Annotated in this window: 9 protein-coding genes and 1 pseudogene; 1 reads left to right on the top strand and 9 read right to left on the bottom strand. The window is 61.6% G+C overall.

The annotated features are described in order from the left end of the window. Window positions 1-67: 67 nt before the first annotated feature. Window positions 68-1,025: pseudogene (locus tag VDP81_RS14660) on the bottom strand (tyrosine-type recombinase/integrase); the annotation flags it as partial. Window positions 1,026-1,330: 305 nt separating this feature from the next. After that, window positions 1,331-2,923 carry a glutamine-hydrolyzing GMP synthase gene (gene guaA, locus VDP81_RS14655; RefSeq protein WP_323012695.1) on the bottom strand — a complete coding sequence of 531 codons (1,593 nt, stop codon included), beginning with the start codon at window positions 2,921-2,923 and terminating at the stop codon, window positions 1,331-1,333. A gap of 162 nt (window positions 2,924-3,085) precedes the next feature. On the opposite strand from guaA, the gene VDP81_RS14650 reads away from it, so the two are divergent. Beyond that, complete coding sequence (locus VDP81_RS14650) at window positions 3,086-4,270, top strand: YbfB/YjiJ family MFS transporter (RefSeq protein WP_323012694.1); 1,185 nt, start codon at window positions 3,086-3,088, stop codon at window positions 4,268-4,270. Window positions 4,271-4,277: 7 nt separating this feature from the next. On the opposite strand, the gene VDP81_RS14645 is transcribed toward VDP81_RS14650, so the two are convergent. The 7 genes from VDP81_RS14645 to lpdA all read right to left on the bottom strand — a co-directional run bounded on the left by VDP81_RS14645 (window position 4,278) and on the right by lpdA (window position 15,181). Beyond that, entirely contained in the window at window positions 4,278-5,471 is a 1,194-nt protein-coding gene (locus VDP81_RS14645; protein ID WP_323012693.1) for a M20 aminoacylase family protein, read from the bottom strand. 6 nt (window positions 5,472-5,477) lie between these two features. After that, a complete protein-coding gene (gene guaB, locus VDP81_RS14640; RefSeq protein WP_322995132.1) occupies window positions 5,478-6,938 on the bottom strand; it encodes an IMP dehydrogenase in 1,461 nt (486 codons plus the stop codon). 177 nt (window positions 6,939-7,115) lie between these two features. Then, the gene (purL, locus tag VDP81_RS14635; RefSeq protein ID WP_323012692.1) at window positions 7,116-11,162 is read right to left on the bottom strand and encodes a phosphoribosylformylglycinamidine synthase; all 4,047 of its coding nucleotides are present in this window, start codon (window positions 11,160-11,162) and stop codon (window positions 7,116-7,118) included. 110 nt (window positions 11,163-11,272) lie between these two features. Next, the gene (gene greB, locus VDP81_RS14630; RefSeq protein ID WP_323012691.1) at window positions 11,273-11,827 is read right to left on the bottom strand and encodes a transcription elongation factor GreB; all 555 of its coding nucleotides are present in this window, start codon (window positions 11,825-11,827) and stop codon (window positions 11,273-11,275) included. Then, on the bottom strand, window positions 11,824-12,666 hold the full coding sequence (locus VDP81_RS14625; RefSeq protein ID WP_323012772.1) for a PHP domain-containing protein: 843 nt from the start codon (window positions 12,664-12,666) through the stop codon (window positions 11,824-11,826). The genes greB and VDP81_RS14625 overlap by 4 nt, the downstream gene beginning before the upstream one ends. A 48-nt stretch (window positions 12,667-12,714) precedes the next feature. Next, window positions 12,715-13,665, bottom strand: coding sequence for an alpha/beta hydrolase (locus VDP81_RS14620; protein ID WP_323012690.1), 951 nt, complete (start codon window positions 13,663-13,665; stop codon window positions 12,715-12,717). A gap of 103 nt (window positions 13,666-13,768) precedes the next feature. Beyond that, window positions 13,769-15,181: a dihydrolipoyl dehydrogenase gene (gene lpdA, locus VDP81_RS14615; protein WP_322995136.1), complete on the bottom strand. Its 1,413-nt coding sequence runs from the start codon at window positions 15,179-15,181 to the stop codon at window positions 13,769-13,771. Window position 15,182: the final 1 nt, after the last annotated feature.

The raw sequence follows: 15,182 nt of genomic DNA, 5'->3' as shown, positions 1-15,182 counted from the left end.
ATTTCGCCGTCAACCGACTGGTATAGGTGTCGTCGTAGCCGCACAAGGCCAGAACAGACAACTCCAGGTACCACAGCGTCAGCACCTGGTTGAGTGTGGCATTGCTCATTGGCGCATCCGAGTCATACCGTGATGGCAAAACGAAGTCAGAACCACCGGCAAAGGTTTTCAGGGCAATGAAAATATCCAGCGCCTGCTGGGACAAGAACACCAGGTGCGGATTGCGCCGCTTCATCCTTTCCTTCGGAATAGTCCAAAGCGCTTCACTGAAACTGATTTCACTCCAGGTGGCGTTAGTCAGCTCGCTTTTACGCACCATCGTCAGCAACAGCAGCTTGGCCGCCGCACGGTTTGTTGGGCTTGTACCCACCCGCTCCATGTACTGATACATCAACCCGATTTCTTCTGGTGTCAACGCTCGGTCGCGTGGCTCAAATCGGGCAATGCTGGTTGGCCGCACCAGCTCCGCCGGGTTCTCGACCTTCTGCCCACGCTCAATTGCCCAACGAAAAACCTGAAGCACGATTTCACGCGCATGAACGGCGATGGCCGGTGCGCCTCGCTCGACGATGGCATCGGTCAGCGCACGCAAGTCCTCATGGGTGATCTCCACCAGCTTCTGATTGCTGAATTTCGGCTTCAGCTCGCGTTCATAGACCGAACGGCGCATATCGCGGGTGGAATCGGCCATTTGGTAACCGCGCAGCCACTTCTCCGCCCAGGCACCAAACGTCTCCGCATCTTTCACTCGCGCCTTGTCGCGGGCCTTCTCCTTGGCCGGCGACTTGCCAGCCGCAACCATCTTCTTGGCGTCATTCAACTGCTCACGGGCTTCAGCCAAGGTAATGCCACCAACGCCATAGCGGCCAAAGGTGATGGTCTCCTGCCTTCCGTTGATTGAGTAGTTGTAACGGAACACGAGATGGAGCCGGCTGGAGTCACGGCACATAGAGACCTTCCCGGTCATTCACCTTGTAGAGCTTGTCCCTAGGCTTGAGATTGCGCAGCTTGGTATCGGTCAGCATGTATCTTGTCCTTCTTCGCTTTCGATACCATGCTGAAAAAACGTCAAATTCATATTGTTTTATCTATATAAAACAACTATTTATTGAAATTCAATACCATGAACACATAAGAAAACGCAGCATGGTATCAACATCAATCATGGCATCGTCAGTCGATAGTACCAGCTTTAATGCCATGCTCAAACGGTGCTTGGCGCTTCCTTTTGTTGCCAGGCCATGCCAGACGAAAATACAAAAAAGCCCGCAACTACGCGGGCTTAGCGGATTTTTATGCCATCAGCTGCCTGACCGTGCCAGACGTGGAATCATTCCCACTCAATCGTAGCAGGCGGCTTACTCGACACATCATAGGTCACCCGATTAATCCCGCGCACCTCGTTGATAATCCGTGACGATACCTTTTTCAGCAACGAATAAGGCAGCTCTGCCCAATCGGCGGTCATGAAATCGGTGGTCTGCACAGCACGCAGGGCAACCACGTAATCGTAGGTGCGGCCATCGCCCATGACCCCTACCGACTTTACCGGTAGAAATACGGTAAAGGCCTGAGACGTCAGGTCATACCAGGACTTCCCGGTGGATTCATCCACGGTATTGCGCAGTTCTGTGATGAAAATATCATCGGCGCGGCGCAGCAGATCGGCGTATTCCGGTTTGACTTCACCCAGGATGCGCACGCCCAGGCCGGGACCTGGGAAGGGGTGGCGGAACACCATCTCGGGCGGCAGGCCCAGGGCCAGTCCCAAGTGACGGACCTCGTCTTTGAACAGTTCGCGCAGGGGTTCCAGCAACTGCAGGTTCAGGGTCTCTGGCAGACCGCCTACATTGTGGTGGGATTTGATGGCCACGGCCTTGCCGGTCTTGGAGGCCGCTGATTCGATAACGTCCGGATAGATCGTGCCCTGGGCCAGCCATTTTGCCGATTTCAGTTTTTTCGATTCGGCCTGGAAGACCTCGACGAATTCACGGCCTATGATTTTGCGTTTGGCTTCAGGGTCGGTCACGCCGACCAGATGGCCCATGAATTGGGCGCTGGCGTCCACGTGGATGACGCGTATGCCCAGGTTCCGGGACATGGTATCCATGACCTGGGTGGCTTCGTTCAGGCGCAGCAGGCCGTGATCGACAAATACGCAGGTCAGTTGATCACCGATGGCCTTATGGATCAGGGCAGCTGCGACCGAGGAATCCACCCCGCCGGACAGGCCCAGAATGACTTCGTCGGAGCCAACCTGATCGCGGATGCGGGCCACAGCTTCGGTGACGTAGTCGGGCATGTTCCAGTCGCGCGTGCAGCCACAGATTTCCGTGACGAAGCGTGCCAGCAAGGCCTGGCCCTGCAGCGTGTGGGTGACTTCAGGATGGAACTGCACGGCATAGAAACCACGGGCCTCATCAGCCATGCCCGCGATGTCGCAAGACGGCGTGGAGGCCATCCGGACAAAGCCGGGGGGCAGCGCCGTGACACGGTCGCCGTGGCTCATCCAGACCTTCAGCATGCCGTGGCCTTCGGGGGTGGCAAAATCCTGCAGGCCGTCCAGCAAGCGGGTGTGGCCGTGTGCACGGACTTCAGCGTAGCCGAATTCCCGGTGGTCGGAGAATTCGACCTGGCCGCCCAATTGCAGCGCCATGGACTGCATGCCGTAGCAGATTCCCAGCACGGGGACGCCTGCCTGGAATACCTCGGCGGGGACTTTCATCGAGGCTTCGGCATAGGCCGAGGCGTGGCTACCCGACAGGATGATGCCTTTCAAGCCCTGATCCAGCTGGCTGCGAATAAAGGCATCATCGACATCACCAGGATGAATTTCGCAGTAAACGCCGCATTCGCGTACGCGTCGGGCAATAAGCTGGGTAACCTGTGAACCGTAGTCCAGGATAAGAATGCGCTGGTGCATGATGAAAATCGGATGGGCTATTCAAGGCGATACTTTAACCCATCCAAAGCGGTTTCGGATAACGCTTGCAGTGCGCGGTGTTTGTCTGAAGTGCACGACAACCATTACAGTATTGGCGTTCCCAACAAAATAAACGGCTGCCTGATGGCTAAACATGAGTCAATGATTCCCCTGCCCCTGGCCGGGCTGCTGGCGCTGGCCGTGGCCATGGGCATCGGTCGTTTTGCCTTTACCCCGGTATTGCCGATGATGCAGGCAGACCTGGGCCTTAGTCTGGCCCAGGGGGGCTGGCTGGCCAGCGCCAATTATCTGGGATATTTGTTGGGCGCCTTGCTGGTCACCCACATGAACTGGACACCCGCCATGCTGCTGCAGCGCGGGCTGTGGCTGGTGGTGCTGACCACGGCCGCCATGGGGCTGGATACCCATTGGGCGGGCTGGCTGATGTGGCGCCTGCTGGCGGGGGTTGCCAGCGCCTGGGTGATGATCGGGACGGCATCCCTGTGCATCGCCAGGCTGAATGCGCTGGGCAAGGCCGAACACAGTGGCATTGTGTTTGCCGGGGTAGGCTGCGGCATTACCTTTGCCGGGCTGGCCTGCATGGGCTTGACGCTCCTGAGCGCCAGTGCCGCTTCGGCCTGGCTGTGGCTGGCTGCGGCTGCTTTGATGGGGCTGCTGGGGGCATCCACGCTCTGGCATTCGCCCGAGCACACCCAGCCGTCATTGACCGTAGAGCCCGCGCCCACACCAGCGCCTGATTCAGAGGCCAGCATGCTCAACACCGCCACGCCAGCACTGCACTGGGGCTTGATCCTGTGCTATGGCGTTTACGGTTTTGGCTATATTCTGCCGGCTACGTTCTTGCCCGCGCAGGCCCGGCTCTTGATCCCTGATCCGTGGTTGTTCAGCCTGGCCTGGCCGGTATTCGGGCTGGCCAGTGCGGGGTCCACCTTGATCGCCAGTCGGCTGGCCAGGCGTTTCAGCCGGCCTCAGATCTGGGCGGGGGCACAGGTCATGATGGCCGTCGGAGTGTTGATGCCTGCCATCTGGCATTCGTTGACAGCCATCCTGATTGCCGCGATCTGTGTGGGCAGTTCGTTCATGGTGATCACCATGGTGGGCCTGCAAGAAGCTCAGGCCACGGTAGGCGCGGCCCGGGCCAAGCACCAGATTGCCGCCATGACGGCATCTTTTGCCCTGGGTCAGTTGGTGGGGCCGATATTCTTCAGCCTGACGCATGCCTGGTTCGGGGCACCGCTGGAATTCGCGCTGATTCTGGGGGCACTGGGCTTACTGATCGGGGCGGCCCCGATTTTGCGGCTGGATCGCCGCGCCTCGAAGGCCTAGCGATCAACTAGGCGTTGATACACCGTTGATACACCAGGGTTGCGAAAATCGCCGCACCCTGGGCCAGCAGCGCATCGTCGAAATCGAATTCGGGGTGATGGCAGGTCAGGCCATCGTGTCCCAGGAAGAAGTAGGCACCTGGGCAATGATCCAGCAAATAAGAAAAGTCCTCTGAGGCCATCAGCGGGGTGACGGGATCGATGATTTGATCCGCCCCCAATACGGCAGCCGCCGCCTGACGGACATGGGCCACAGGCCCGGCGTGGTTGATGGTGGGCGGCGAACTGAGCAAGTGGTCAAAGGTGATTTGACAGCCATAGCCCTGGGCGATGCCGGCGCAGATTTCCTGCAGGCGTTGCAGGGTACGCGACTGGGCCTCGCGGGATAAAGTGCGCACTGTGCCGCGTAATACCGCATGATCGGCAATGACGTTGATGGCGCTGCCCGCCTGGAATTGACAGACACTGAGCACCGCCGTATCGAACGGACTGATATTGCGGCTGACGACCGACTGCAGTGACTGCACCAGCGCAGCGCCCGCGACGATGGGGTCATTGGCCTGATGCGGCATCGCGGCATGGCCGCCGACGCCCTGAATGCGGATTTCAAACAGATCGCAGGCCGATAAAATAGCCCCGACCCGCACCCCGACCTGTCCTGGACCAATACAGTTGTTATTGTGCAAGCCGTAGATTTCGTCGCAGGGAAAGTCCTTGAACAGGCCCGCCTGGACCAAGGCCTTGGCGCCGGTCAGGGGTTCTTCGGCAGGTTGGAAGACAAACACCACGCGCCCGGAAAAATCGGGATGCGCGGCCAGATGACTGGCAGCGCCCAGCAAAATGGCGGTATGGCCATCATGTCCGCAGGCATGGGCCACGCCATCGCGCGTGGAACGATGAGCATGATCGCCCTGATCCTGCATGGGCAAGGCATCCATGTCGGCGCGCAGCCCTACCGTAAGCCCGGCCCCCGAACGGCCGTCCAGCACCCCGATGACACCGGTGGTGCCGCCATAGTTTTCATGGACGGCCAGCCCCCAATCCCGCAACAGCTGGGCCACGCGGGCTGCCGTGCGGTGTTCTTGATGGCCGAGTTCCGGGTGCTGGTGAAAATCGCGTCGCCAAGCCTGCATCGCCAAGGCCAGATCAGGACTGATCTGGACCTTGGTTGGCTGGATTGGTGAATCAATCAACGGTGTCACGGCCGCTTAATCAGCCCGATAGTTAGGGGCTTCTTTGGTGATTTGCACGTCATGGACATGGGATTCACGCACGCCGGCCGCCGTGATTTCCACGAATTCGGCCTGCGTGTGCAGATCTGCAATCGTGGCGCTGCCGCAATAGCCCATGGAAGCGCGCACCCCGCCCACCAGTTGGTAGATGATGGCAATGACGCTGCCCTTATAGGGGACACGGGCTTCGATGCCTTCGGGGACGAGCTTGTCGACGTTGTTGTTGGGGTCCTGGAAATAGCGATCCGCCGACCCATCGGCCATGGCGCCCAAGCTGCCCATGCCACGATAGGATTTGTAGGAGCGCCCCTGGAACAGGACGACCTCGCCGGGAGCTTCCTCGGTGCCGGCGAACATGCCCCCCATCATGCAGGTGGATGCCCCGGCCGCCAGGGCTTTGGAGACATCGCCGGAATAGCGGATGCCGCCGTCGGCAATCAGGGGAATGCCCGTGCCTTCCAGGGCCTGGGCCACGTCGGCAATGGCCGTGATTTGCGGCACGCCCACCCCCGCGACGATGCGGGTCGTGCAGATGGAGCCTGGGCCGATCCCGACCTTGACGGCATCGGCACCGGCCTCGGCCAGCGCACGCGCTGCCGCTGCCGTGGCGATATTGCCGCCAATGACCTGAATATTGGGGTAATGCTTCTTGACCCAGCGCACGCGCTCGATCACGCCTGCCGAGTGGCCATGGGCGGTATCCACCACGATGACATCGACCCCGGCGGCGGCCAGTTTTTCAACGCGCTCGTCGGTGCCCTCGCCCACGCCCACGGCGGCGCCCACGCGCAGCTGACCTTGGGGGTCCTTGCTGGCCATAGGGTGTTCAGTGTTCTTGACGATGTCCTTGACGGTCGCCAGGCCACGCAGCTGGAATTTGTCGTTGACGATCAGCACGCGTTCCAGGCGATGCTTATGCATCAAGGCCTGGGCTTCTTCCAGGGTGGCACCCTCGCGCAGGGTGACCAGCTTTTCCTGGGGAGTCATGATCTCGCGCAGAGACACATCCAGGCGGTCTTCAAAGCGCAGGTCGCGATTGGTGACGATCCCGACGAGCTTTCCGCCTTCGACGACAGGCAGGCCGGAAATACCATGCATGCGCTGTAGTTCGATGGCGTCGCGCACCTTCATGGTAGGCGTGACGGTGACAGGATCGATGACGATGCCGAACTCGTGGCGCTTGACACGAGCGACCTCGCGGGCTTGTTCGTCCGCCGTGAGGTTTTTATGGATGATGCCGATGCCGCCTTCTTGGGCCATGGCAATGGCCAGACGGGATTCGGTGACGGTATCCATGGCGGCAGAAACCAGCGGGATATTCAACTGGATGCCACGCGTGAGCTGCGTGGTCAGGCGCGTATCGCGCGGCAGAACCTGAGAGAAGGCAGGCACCAGGAGAACGTCGTCGAAAGTGAGCGCTTTTTTAATGAGACGCATAAACTGTGTAGACTCCGGGCAAAGCCGGATTATACGCCGTTAACGTCTCCGGATAAACCCCTAGACAGATGGCTGCCACCCTTTATCTTGCGATCTTGCAAGGCATTCATCGCAAGCCTCGGCAACGCTCCTCCGAGCGCCTTGCGGGGCGCCCGGAGAAGACAGCGCAGAACAGCCCTATTTCATCGATGCGCGTGCGTTGCGAAATAGGCGCATCCAGGGGGTGTAGCCGCCGTGGGTGGTTTCTGCCGCGCCCTGGTCGGCGGGGCCCCACTGGGCGGGCCGCCATGACATGGCGACGTTGCGCGTGACGCGTTCGGGGTGCGGCATCATGGCGGTGAACCGGCCATCCGCCGTGGTGACGGCAGTCAGGCCATCGGGGCTGCCGTTGGGATTGGCGGGATACGCCTGAGTACGTGCTCCTCGGTTGTCCACAAAGGCGGCTGCGGCCAACACCTGGCGCGCATCGCCCTGGCGGGAAAAATTGGCGTAGCCTTCGCCGTGGGCCACCGCAATCGGCACCCTGGCGCCAGCCATGCCGCTGAAGAAAATGGAAGGCGAATCCAGGACTTCCACCAGCGACAGACGAGCCTCGTATTGCTCCGAGATATTGCGGGTGAAGCGCGGCCAGTGCTGCGCCCCCGGAATCATGTCGGCCAGGGCAGCCAGCATCTGGCAGCCATTGCACACCCCCAGGGCAAACACATCGGGGCGCGCAAAATAAGCCCCAAACTGATCGGCCAGGGCAGCATTGAAACGGATGGTGCGGGCCCAGCCTTCGCCGGCGCCCAGCACGTCGCCATAGCTAAAGCCCCCCACCGCCACCAAACCCTGCATATCGGCCAGGCTGATGCGGCCCGACAGCAGATCGGTCATGTGCACGTCCACTGCCTGGAAGCCTGCCACATCAAAAGCCCAGGCCATTTCGACCTGGCTATTGCAGCCTTGCTCTCGCAGGATGGCTATCTGAGGACGCACCCCGGTGGCAATGAACGGCGCAGCCACGTCTTCCTGGGGATTGAAGGTCACCTGGGGAGACAGGCCGGGGTCTTCGGTGTCCAGCCAGACATCGAACTGGGCCTGGGCGCAATCCGGATGGTCGCGGCGCGCCATGATGCGCCGGGTAGTCTCGGACCAGATCTGGCCCAATTCGGCCAGGGGACGGTGATACACAATCGCCCCATCACGGAACACCTGGAGTTCCTGGCGGGTATTGAGCATGCCCACCACCTGGGTGATGGCGGATAAGCCCAACTGCCGCAGATGCTGCAGGATGGCGTCACGGTGGACACGCGGCACTTGCAGCAACCAACCGGCTTCTTCGTTGAAAAGAGCCGTCAGATTGTGTTCGTGATGCAGCACGGCGACCTGATCGTTGCGGATCTTGTAGTCGCCGGCATCCGCCGTGTGCGGGTCGATGGTCAGCATGTCCAGATTGAGCGACAGCCCCACCCGCCCGGCAAAGGCCATTTCAGCCGCAGCGGCCAGCAGACCGCCATCAGATCGGTCATGACAAGCCAGCACCCAGCCTCGGGCCACCAGATCACGCACCGCCAAAAACGCTGTACGCAACAAGTTTGCATCGTGCATGTCGGGGGTTTCAATCCCGATGCCGCCATAGACCTGGCCCAGCACCGAGCCGCCCATGCGTTGGCGGCCCTCGCCCAGATCCAGCAGCAGCAGGACGGAATCCCCCGCATCGGTGCGCAACTGTGGTGTAACGGTCGCACGCACGTCGGCCACCGGCGCAAAGGCGGTGACCACCAGCGATACCGGCGAGACAACTTGCTGATCACCGGACTCGTCCTGCCAGGCGGTGCGCATGGACAGGGAGTCCTTGCCCACCGGGATGGACAGCCCCAGTGTCTGGCACCAGTCGCTGACTGCCGCCACCGTGTCATACAGGGCGGCATCCTGGCCTTCGGCCCCGCAGGCGGCCATCCAGTTGGCGGAGAGCTTGATGTCCTCCAGGCGCGCCACCCCAGCAGCAGCCAGGTTGGTCAGGGCCTCGGTGACGGCCATGCGGCCGGATGCGGCGGGATTCAGCACGGCAATGGGGCTGCGCTCGCCCAAGGCCATGGCTTCGCCTGCCACGCCCTCGTGGTCGCGCAGCGTGACGGCACAATCCGCCACAGGCACCTGCCAGGGGCCAACCATCTGGTCGCGGGCCGTCAAGCCGCCCACCGTGCGATCACCAATGGTGATCAAAAATGATTTATTGGCCACCGTCGGATGGCGCAGGACGCGCTCGATCGCGTCATCCAATTCGACCTCGACCAAGCTGAGCGGCGTACCGCGCACGGTCGAACGCCGGGCCTCGCGCTGCATGCGGGGCGGCTTGCCCAGAATCACATCCACCGGCACATCCACGGGACGCAAGCCCTGCGCCGGAATCTCGCCATGCGGGCGATCCAAGCCGGGCAGACCTTCGTCCAGGGTTACGCGCAGGCGGCGTTCTTCGGTGGCAATGCCCACCACCGCGTAGGGACAGCGTTCGCGATCGGCGATCCGGGCAAAACGGTCCAGGTCGGCCGGCAACAGGGCCAGCACATAGCGTTCCTGCGATTCGTTACTCCAGATCTCAGCCGGCGAGAGGCCGGATTCTTCCAGGGGGACGCGGCGCAGTTCGAATTCGGCACCTCGACCGGCGTCGTTGACGAGTTCGGGAAAGGCGTTGGACAGGCCCCCCGCCCCGACATCGTGAATGGCCAGAATCGGATTATCATCGCCTTGCTGCCAGCAGCGGTCGATGACTTCTTGGGCGCGGCGCTGCATTTCCGGGTTGCCGCGCTGGACGGAATCAAAATCCAGCTGGGCCTGGTTCGTGCCCGCACCCATGCTGGATGCCGCCCCGCCGCCCATGCCGATGCGCATGCCGGGACCGCCCAGTTGCACCAGCAAAGCGCCCGGCGGCAAAGGATCTTTATGGGTCAAACGGGCATCGATCTGGCCCAGGCCGCCGGCCAGCATGATGGGCTTGTGATAGCCCCAGCGCACGCCGTCCACAGTCTGTTCAAAGCTGCGGAAATATCCCAGCAAATTGGGTCGGCCGAATTCGTTATTGAAGGCTGCCCCGCCAATAGGGCCCTGGATCATGATGTCCAGAGGGGTGGCAATGCGCTCTGGCGCGCAGGCAGCGTCTTCCCAGGGTTCGATCGCATCATCCACTCGCAAGGCCGACACGGTAAAGCCCGTCAGACCGGCCTTGGGCTTGGAACCGCGCCCAGTAGCACCCTCGTCGCGGATCTCGCCCCCCGCGCCGGTCGCAGCGCCCGGGAACGGCGCAATCGCCGTGGGGTGGTTATGGGTCTCGACCTTCATCAGGATATGGCTAGTGATGTCCTGGCGGCGATAGATCGTGTCATCGGCCCCTGCCGCCTGAAACACCGAGGCCGGACCACCGGCCATCACGGCGGCATTGTCGGAATACGCGACCACCGTGCCCTCGGGCTGGGCCGCGTGGGTGGCGCGAATCATATCGAACAAGGTGCTGGACTGCGTCTGGCCATCCACCGTCCAGTGGGCATTGAAAATTTTATGGCGGCAGTGTTCACTATTGGCCTGGGCAAACATCATGAGTTCGACATCGGTGGGGTCGCGGTCCAGATCGCGATAGGCGCGCCACAGATAGTCGATTTCGTCGGCGGACAGCGCCAGCCCCAGGCGGGTATTGCAAGCGTCCAGGGCATCACGGCCCTGCGCCATGACAGGCACGGCCTGCACAGGCTGACCCGCCACAGGGGCAAACAGAGCCTGGCCGTCGAAATCGGCGGGCACCACGGTCTCGGTCATGCGGTCGTGCAAGCAGGCAGCCAGGGCCTGCTGCTGGGCTTGGTCCAACTGGCGGCTGCCCAACAGGCGGCGTTCTGGCTGTACCGTGTAGCACATGGCGCGTTCGATGCGATGCACCTGAGGCAAGCCGCAGTGGCGGGCAATGTCGGTGGCCTTGCTGGCCCAGGGCGAAATCGTCCCCAGGCGCGGGATCACCAGAAACTGCAAGGCATGCCGGTCAGGCGCAGCCGGTGCTGGCTGACCATCATCCAAGAGCGAATTCAGTCGTTGAGCATCCGCATCGGACAAGGCTGCATCCAGACCCACGAAATAGCAGGCTTGGGCGGTGATGGACGACACCGGCAGACCTTGTTGGGCAAAAAGACGCAGGAAATCCTGCTGGCGAAAATCAGACAAGGCGGCAGAACCGGAAATCTTCAGAACGGTGGTCACGGCTAAAGGCCCAACAATGGAGAAACCTTCATTTTACCGGGATCAGGCGCGCTGTATATGGAAAACCCTGAGCGCCTGTCTGCATCGGCGTCTGCAACCCCCTAAAATCCTTAGGGATCCGGGTAGCTGATCTGCAAAATATCGAGTTCCTGCACGCCTGCCGGGGTCCGCAGGGTAATGGTGTCGCCCTCGCGGGACTTGATCAGGGCGCGCGCCACAGGCGACACCCAACTAATGCGCCCGGCCAGGGGTTCGGCCTCGTCCACCCCGACTATGGTGACGGTGGTTTCCTGGCCCTGGCTATCGCAATATTGCACCGTCGCCCCGAAAAAAACCTGATCCCGGTTGGGTTGCAAAGCGGGGTCCACAACTTCGGCAGCCTCCAGGCGACGGGTTAGAAAGCGGATGCGGCGGTCGATCTCGCGCAGGCGTTTTTTGCCGTAGATATAGTCGCCGTTCTCTGACCGGTCGCCATTGGACGCCGCCCAGGACACGGTCTGCACCACGTCTGGACGCTCGGTGTTCATCAAATGCATCAGTTCGTCGTGCAGCGCCCGATAACCCGTCGTGGTCATGTAGTTCTTGGTCCCGGCAGGCAGGCCCGGAGTCTCCGGCAACTCATCTTCGTCGTCGTTGTCGGTTTCCTTGACAAAAGCTTTGTTCATAGCGACTCCTGTGTCCAATCCAGCCACACCGGAGTCAGCTCATCCGGCAGAGGCGGCATCCTGCCTAATTCTGTGCGCCCTATTCCAGGCGCATGAAAATCCGAGCCCCGCGAAGCCTGAAACCCGTACTGCAGCGCCATGCGGGCATACTGCTTGTATTGGGCCGACGTATGGCTGCTGGTGATGACCTCGATGCCCTGCCCGCCCAGATCTTTGAAGGCGGAAAACAAGGCGTCATGCTGCTGCGGGGTGTATTTATAGCGCCCAGGATGGGCAATCACGGCCTTGCCGCCAGCCGCCAGAATCCAGGCCACAGCATCAGCCAGCGTCGCCCACTGGGTGGGCACAAAGGCACGCTTGCCTTCGCCCAGATAGCGATCAAAGGCCTGTTGCAAGGATTTCACGTGGCCTTCCTGTAGCAGGTGGCGGGCAAAGTGCACACGACTGATCAGATCGGGGTTCTCGACGTATTTCAGGGCACCGGCATAGGCCTGCGCTATCCCGCAGTCGGCCAACAAGACATCCAGCTGATGCGCGCGCGTGAATCGGCTGCGGCGAATCTCCGCCAGGCCGGCCTGCAAGGCCGGGTGGTCCGGCTGGATATTCAGCCCCAGAATATGCACGGTCTTCTGGCAAAACGTGACGGATACTTCCACCCCAGGGATAAAACCCAACCCGTGCGCCTGGGCCGCCTGGGCCGCTTCGGCCAAGCCGCTGGTCTCATCGTGGTCGGACAAAGCCCACCAGTCCACACCATTGGCGTGGGCCCGCGCAGCGACCTCTGCGGGCGCAAGCGCACCGTCGGACTGGCGGGAATGGCTATGTAAATCAACATTCAACATCATCATGCATCCGCGCTAACGCCCAAACCGGGCGACAGCGACTGTTTAATCCTGCTTGGCCAATAAGAACCGGCGCACAGCGGCGATCTGATCGTCCGCGCGCAAGGTCGGCGCATGGCCGACACCGGGGAACTCCACCGCCTGCGCATGCGGATTGCGGGCCAGCATGTCCTTGACGGTATCAGCCGCCAAAATATCCGACTGCGACCCACGCAGAATCAGCGTTGGCATCGTCAGATAAGTCCACGCCTGCCACAACAGGGCTTGGGCGGCCTCGGTTGCCTCGGTGGTTTGCAACTCGAAGGCCTGCGCCATGCGCAGATCGTAGTGCTTGACCCACTGCCCGTCTTGTTGATTGAACACGTGTTCGGTCAAGGCGCGCCAGCCGTCGGCATCATGCGGGCCGAAACCCTGGGATGACGACCGGACATAATCCACGGCCTGCTGAAAATGCTCAAAACGAAGATCCTGGCCGACATAGGTACCGATGCGCGACAAGCCATCCAGATCCAGCGTGGGGCCAATGTCGTTGAACACCATGCGTCCCAGCGGAATATCTGCGGCTGATCCCAGGCCATATGCCCCCCGGTTGGGACGCATCAAAGGCGCAGCCATCACCGCCCCCGCCAGCCCCAAGCCAATCAGCCCCCCCATGGATGTCCCCACCCAATCCAGCCGGGCGGGCTTCAAGCGCGCAATCAGGCTGACCATATCGGCCACATACTGCGGCACCACATAGCCAGTGGGGTCGATCAACCAGTCGGAGCGCCCACGGCCCACCACATCCGGGCAGACCACCCGATAAGTGTCCTGCAGGGTGCGTGCCAGCGGATCAAAATCCCGGCCAGTGCGGGTCAGCCCATGCACGCACAGCAGCACATTATCATTATCAGGATCGCCCCACTCCCAGTAAGCCATGCGATGCAGACCAGCCGGACTGGCGCAGGTGACAGACCGCAGGCGCGGCTCGGTGGTGGAGTCAGCGGCGATTGACATGATGTGCCCCTAGGATGAAGGTAATCCTTTGATTGTAAACGGCCCGCCAGCAAGTGCCGACGGGCCGTCTGAAATCCACCCCTGGGCGAGGCGTGTGCTGCTGCTAGATGTGCAAGGCTTGTCCCAGTGCCCGCAAAGCGGCCTCTTGGATGGCTTCTCCCTGGGTGGGGTGGGCGTGAATGGTATGGGCCACGTCTTCCAGCCGGGCACCTAGTTCGATGGACTGGCCAAAGGCCGCCGAAAACTCGGATACCCCCCGGCCCACGGCCTGCCAGCCCAAAATCAGGTGGTTATCACGCCGCGCCACCACGCGGACAAACCCGTCTGTGGATTCCAGCGTCATGGCGCGTCCATTGGCCGCCAAGGGGAACACGCCTTCGATTGCATCGATGCCCGCCGCCTGAGCCTGTTGGGCAGACAGTCCGCACGTCACGACCTCGGGATCAGTAAAGCAGACGGCAGGGATGGCGGCAGGAACAAATTGGCGGGTTTTTCCGGCGATCTGCTCGGCCACGCATTCGCCCTGGGCCATTGCCCGATGCGCCAGCATGGGCTCGCCGGTGATATCGCCAATCGCCCAGACCCCGTTCATGGAGGTGCGGCAACGGTCGTCCACGCGCACCGCCAGGCCATCCATGTCCAGCATCAGAGAACTAAGACCAAAGCCACGGCTGCGCGGCCGACGGCCCACCGCCACCAGGATCTGCTGCGCGGCCAGAGTTTGTTCGTCGCCTTTGGCTGGCTGGATGCGCAGCCCCTTGCCATCCTCGGACAGCCCCAGCACCTGGGTTTGCAGGTGCAACCCCACCCCCAGTGCCTTCAGCGCCTTGTGCACGGGCTTGACCAGATCGGCATCGTAAGCAGGCAAAATGCGGTCTTGGGCCTCGATGATATCGACCTTGACCCCGAGTTTGCGATATACCGTGCCAAGTTCCAGCCCGATATAGCCCCCCCCCACAACAGCCAGGGACTTGGGGAGTTTTTTTGGTGCCAAGGCCTCGGTGGACGAAATGACCGGCCCCCCAAAAGGCATGAAAGGCAAGGCAACCGGCTCGGAGCCAGTGGCCAACAGCAGGTGTTCACAAGCAATACGCTGAGGCGCCCCAGCCTTGCCTTTGGCGACCGGGTCCACATCGACGGTCTTGCCATCGACGATGCGCGCCCAGCCCTGCACCACCGTGACCTTGTGCTTTTTCAGCAAGGCCCCGATGCCTGTGGTCAGTTTTTTGACGATGCCGTCCTTCCAGGCGATGCTGCGCTCCAGGTCGAGTTCCGGCGCCTGGGTGCGGATGCCCAGCGGCGAATCGCCCGCATAGCCCTGCAAGGCGTGGAACTGCTCGGCCACATGGATCAGGGCCTTGGATGGAATGCAACCGATGTTCAGGCAGGTGCCCCCTAAGGTGGCGCCTTCGACCAGCACCGTGGGGATACCCAACTGACCGGCACGGATGGCGGCCACATAGCCGCCAGGCCCCCCGCCGATGATCAGCAAGGTGGTTTGAATGGGATTGGACATG

Source organism: Castellaniella sp., from assembly GCF_034675845.1.
Taxonomy (GTDB): Bacteria; Pseudomonadota; Gammaproteobacteria; order Burkholderiales; family Burkholderiaceae_B; genus Castellaniella.
This window is presented reverse-complemented; position numbering and strand designations above follow the sequence as displayed.

Bases quoted from the DNA above. Each gene is read 5' to 3' on its own strand.
- VDP81_RS14620 (WP_323012690.1), bottom strand. From the start codon at position 13,665: ATGTCAATCGCCGCTGACTCCACCACCGAGCCGCGCCTGCGGTCTGTC.
- guaB (WP_322995132.1), bottom strand. From the start codon at position 6,938: ATGCGTCTCATTAAAAAAGCGCTCACTTTCGACGACGTTCTCCTGGTG.
- lpdA (WP_322995136.1), bottom strand. From the start codon at position 15,181: ATGTCCAATCCCATTCAAACCACCTTGCTGATCATCGGCGGGGGGCCT.
- guaA (WP_323012695.1), bottom strand. From the start codon at position 2,923: ATGCACCAGCGCATTCTTATCCTGGACTACGGTTCACAGGTTACCCAG.
- greB (WP_323012691.1), bottom strand. From the start codon at position 11,827: ATGAACAAAGCTTTTGTCAAGGAAACCGACAACGACGACGAAGATGAG.
- VDP81_RS14650 (WP_323012694.1), top strand. From the start codon at position 3,086: ATGATTCCCCTGCCCCTGGCCGGGCTGCTGGCGCTGGCCGTGGCCATG.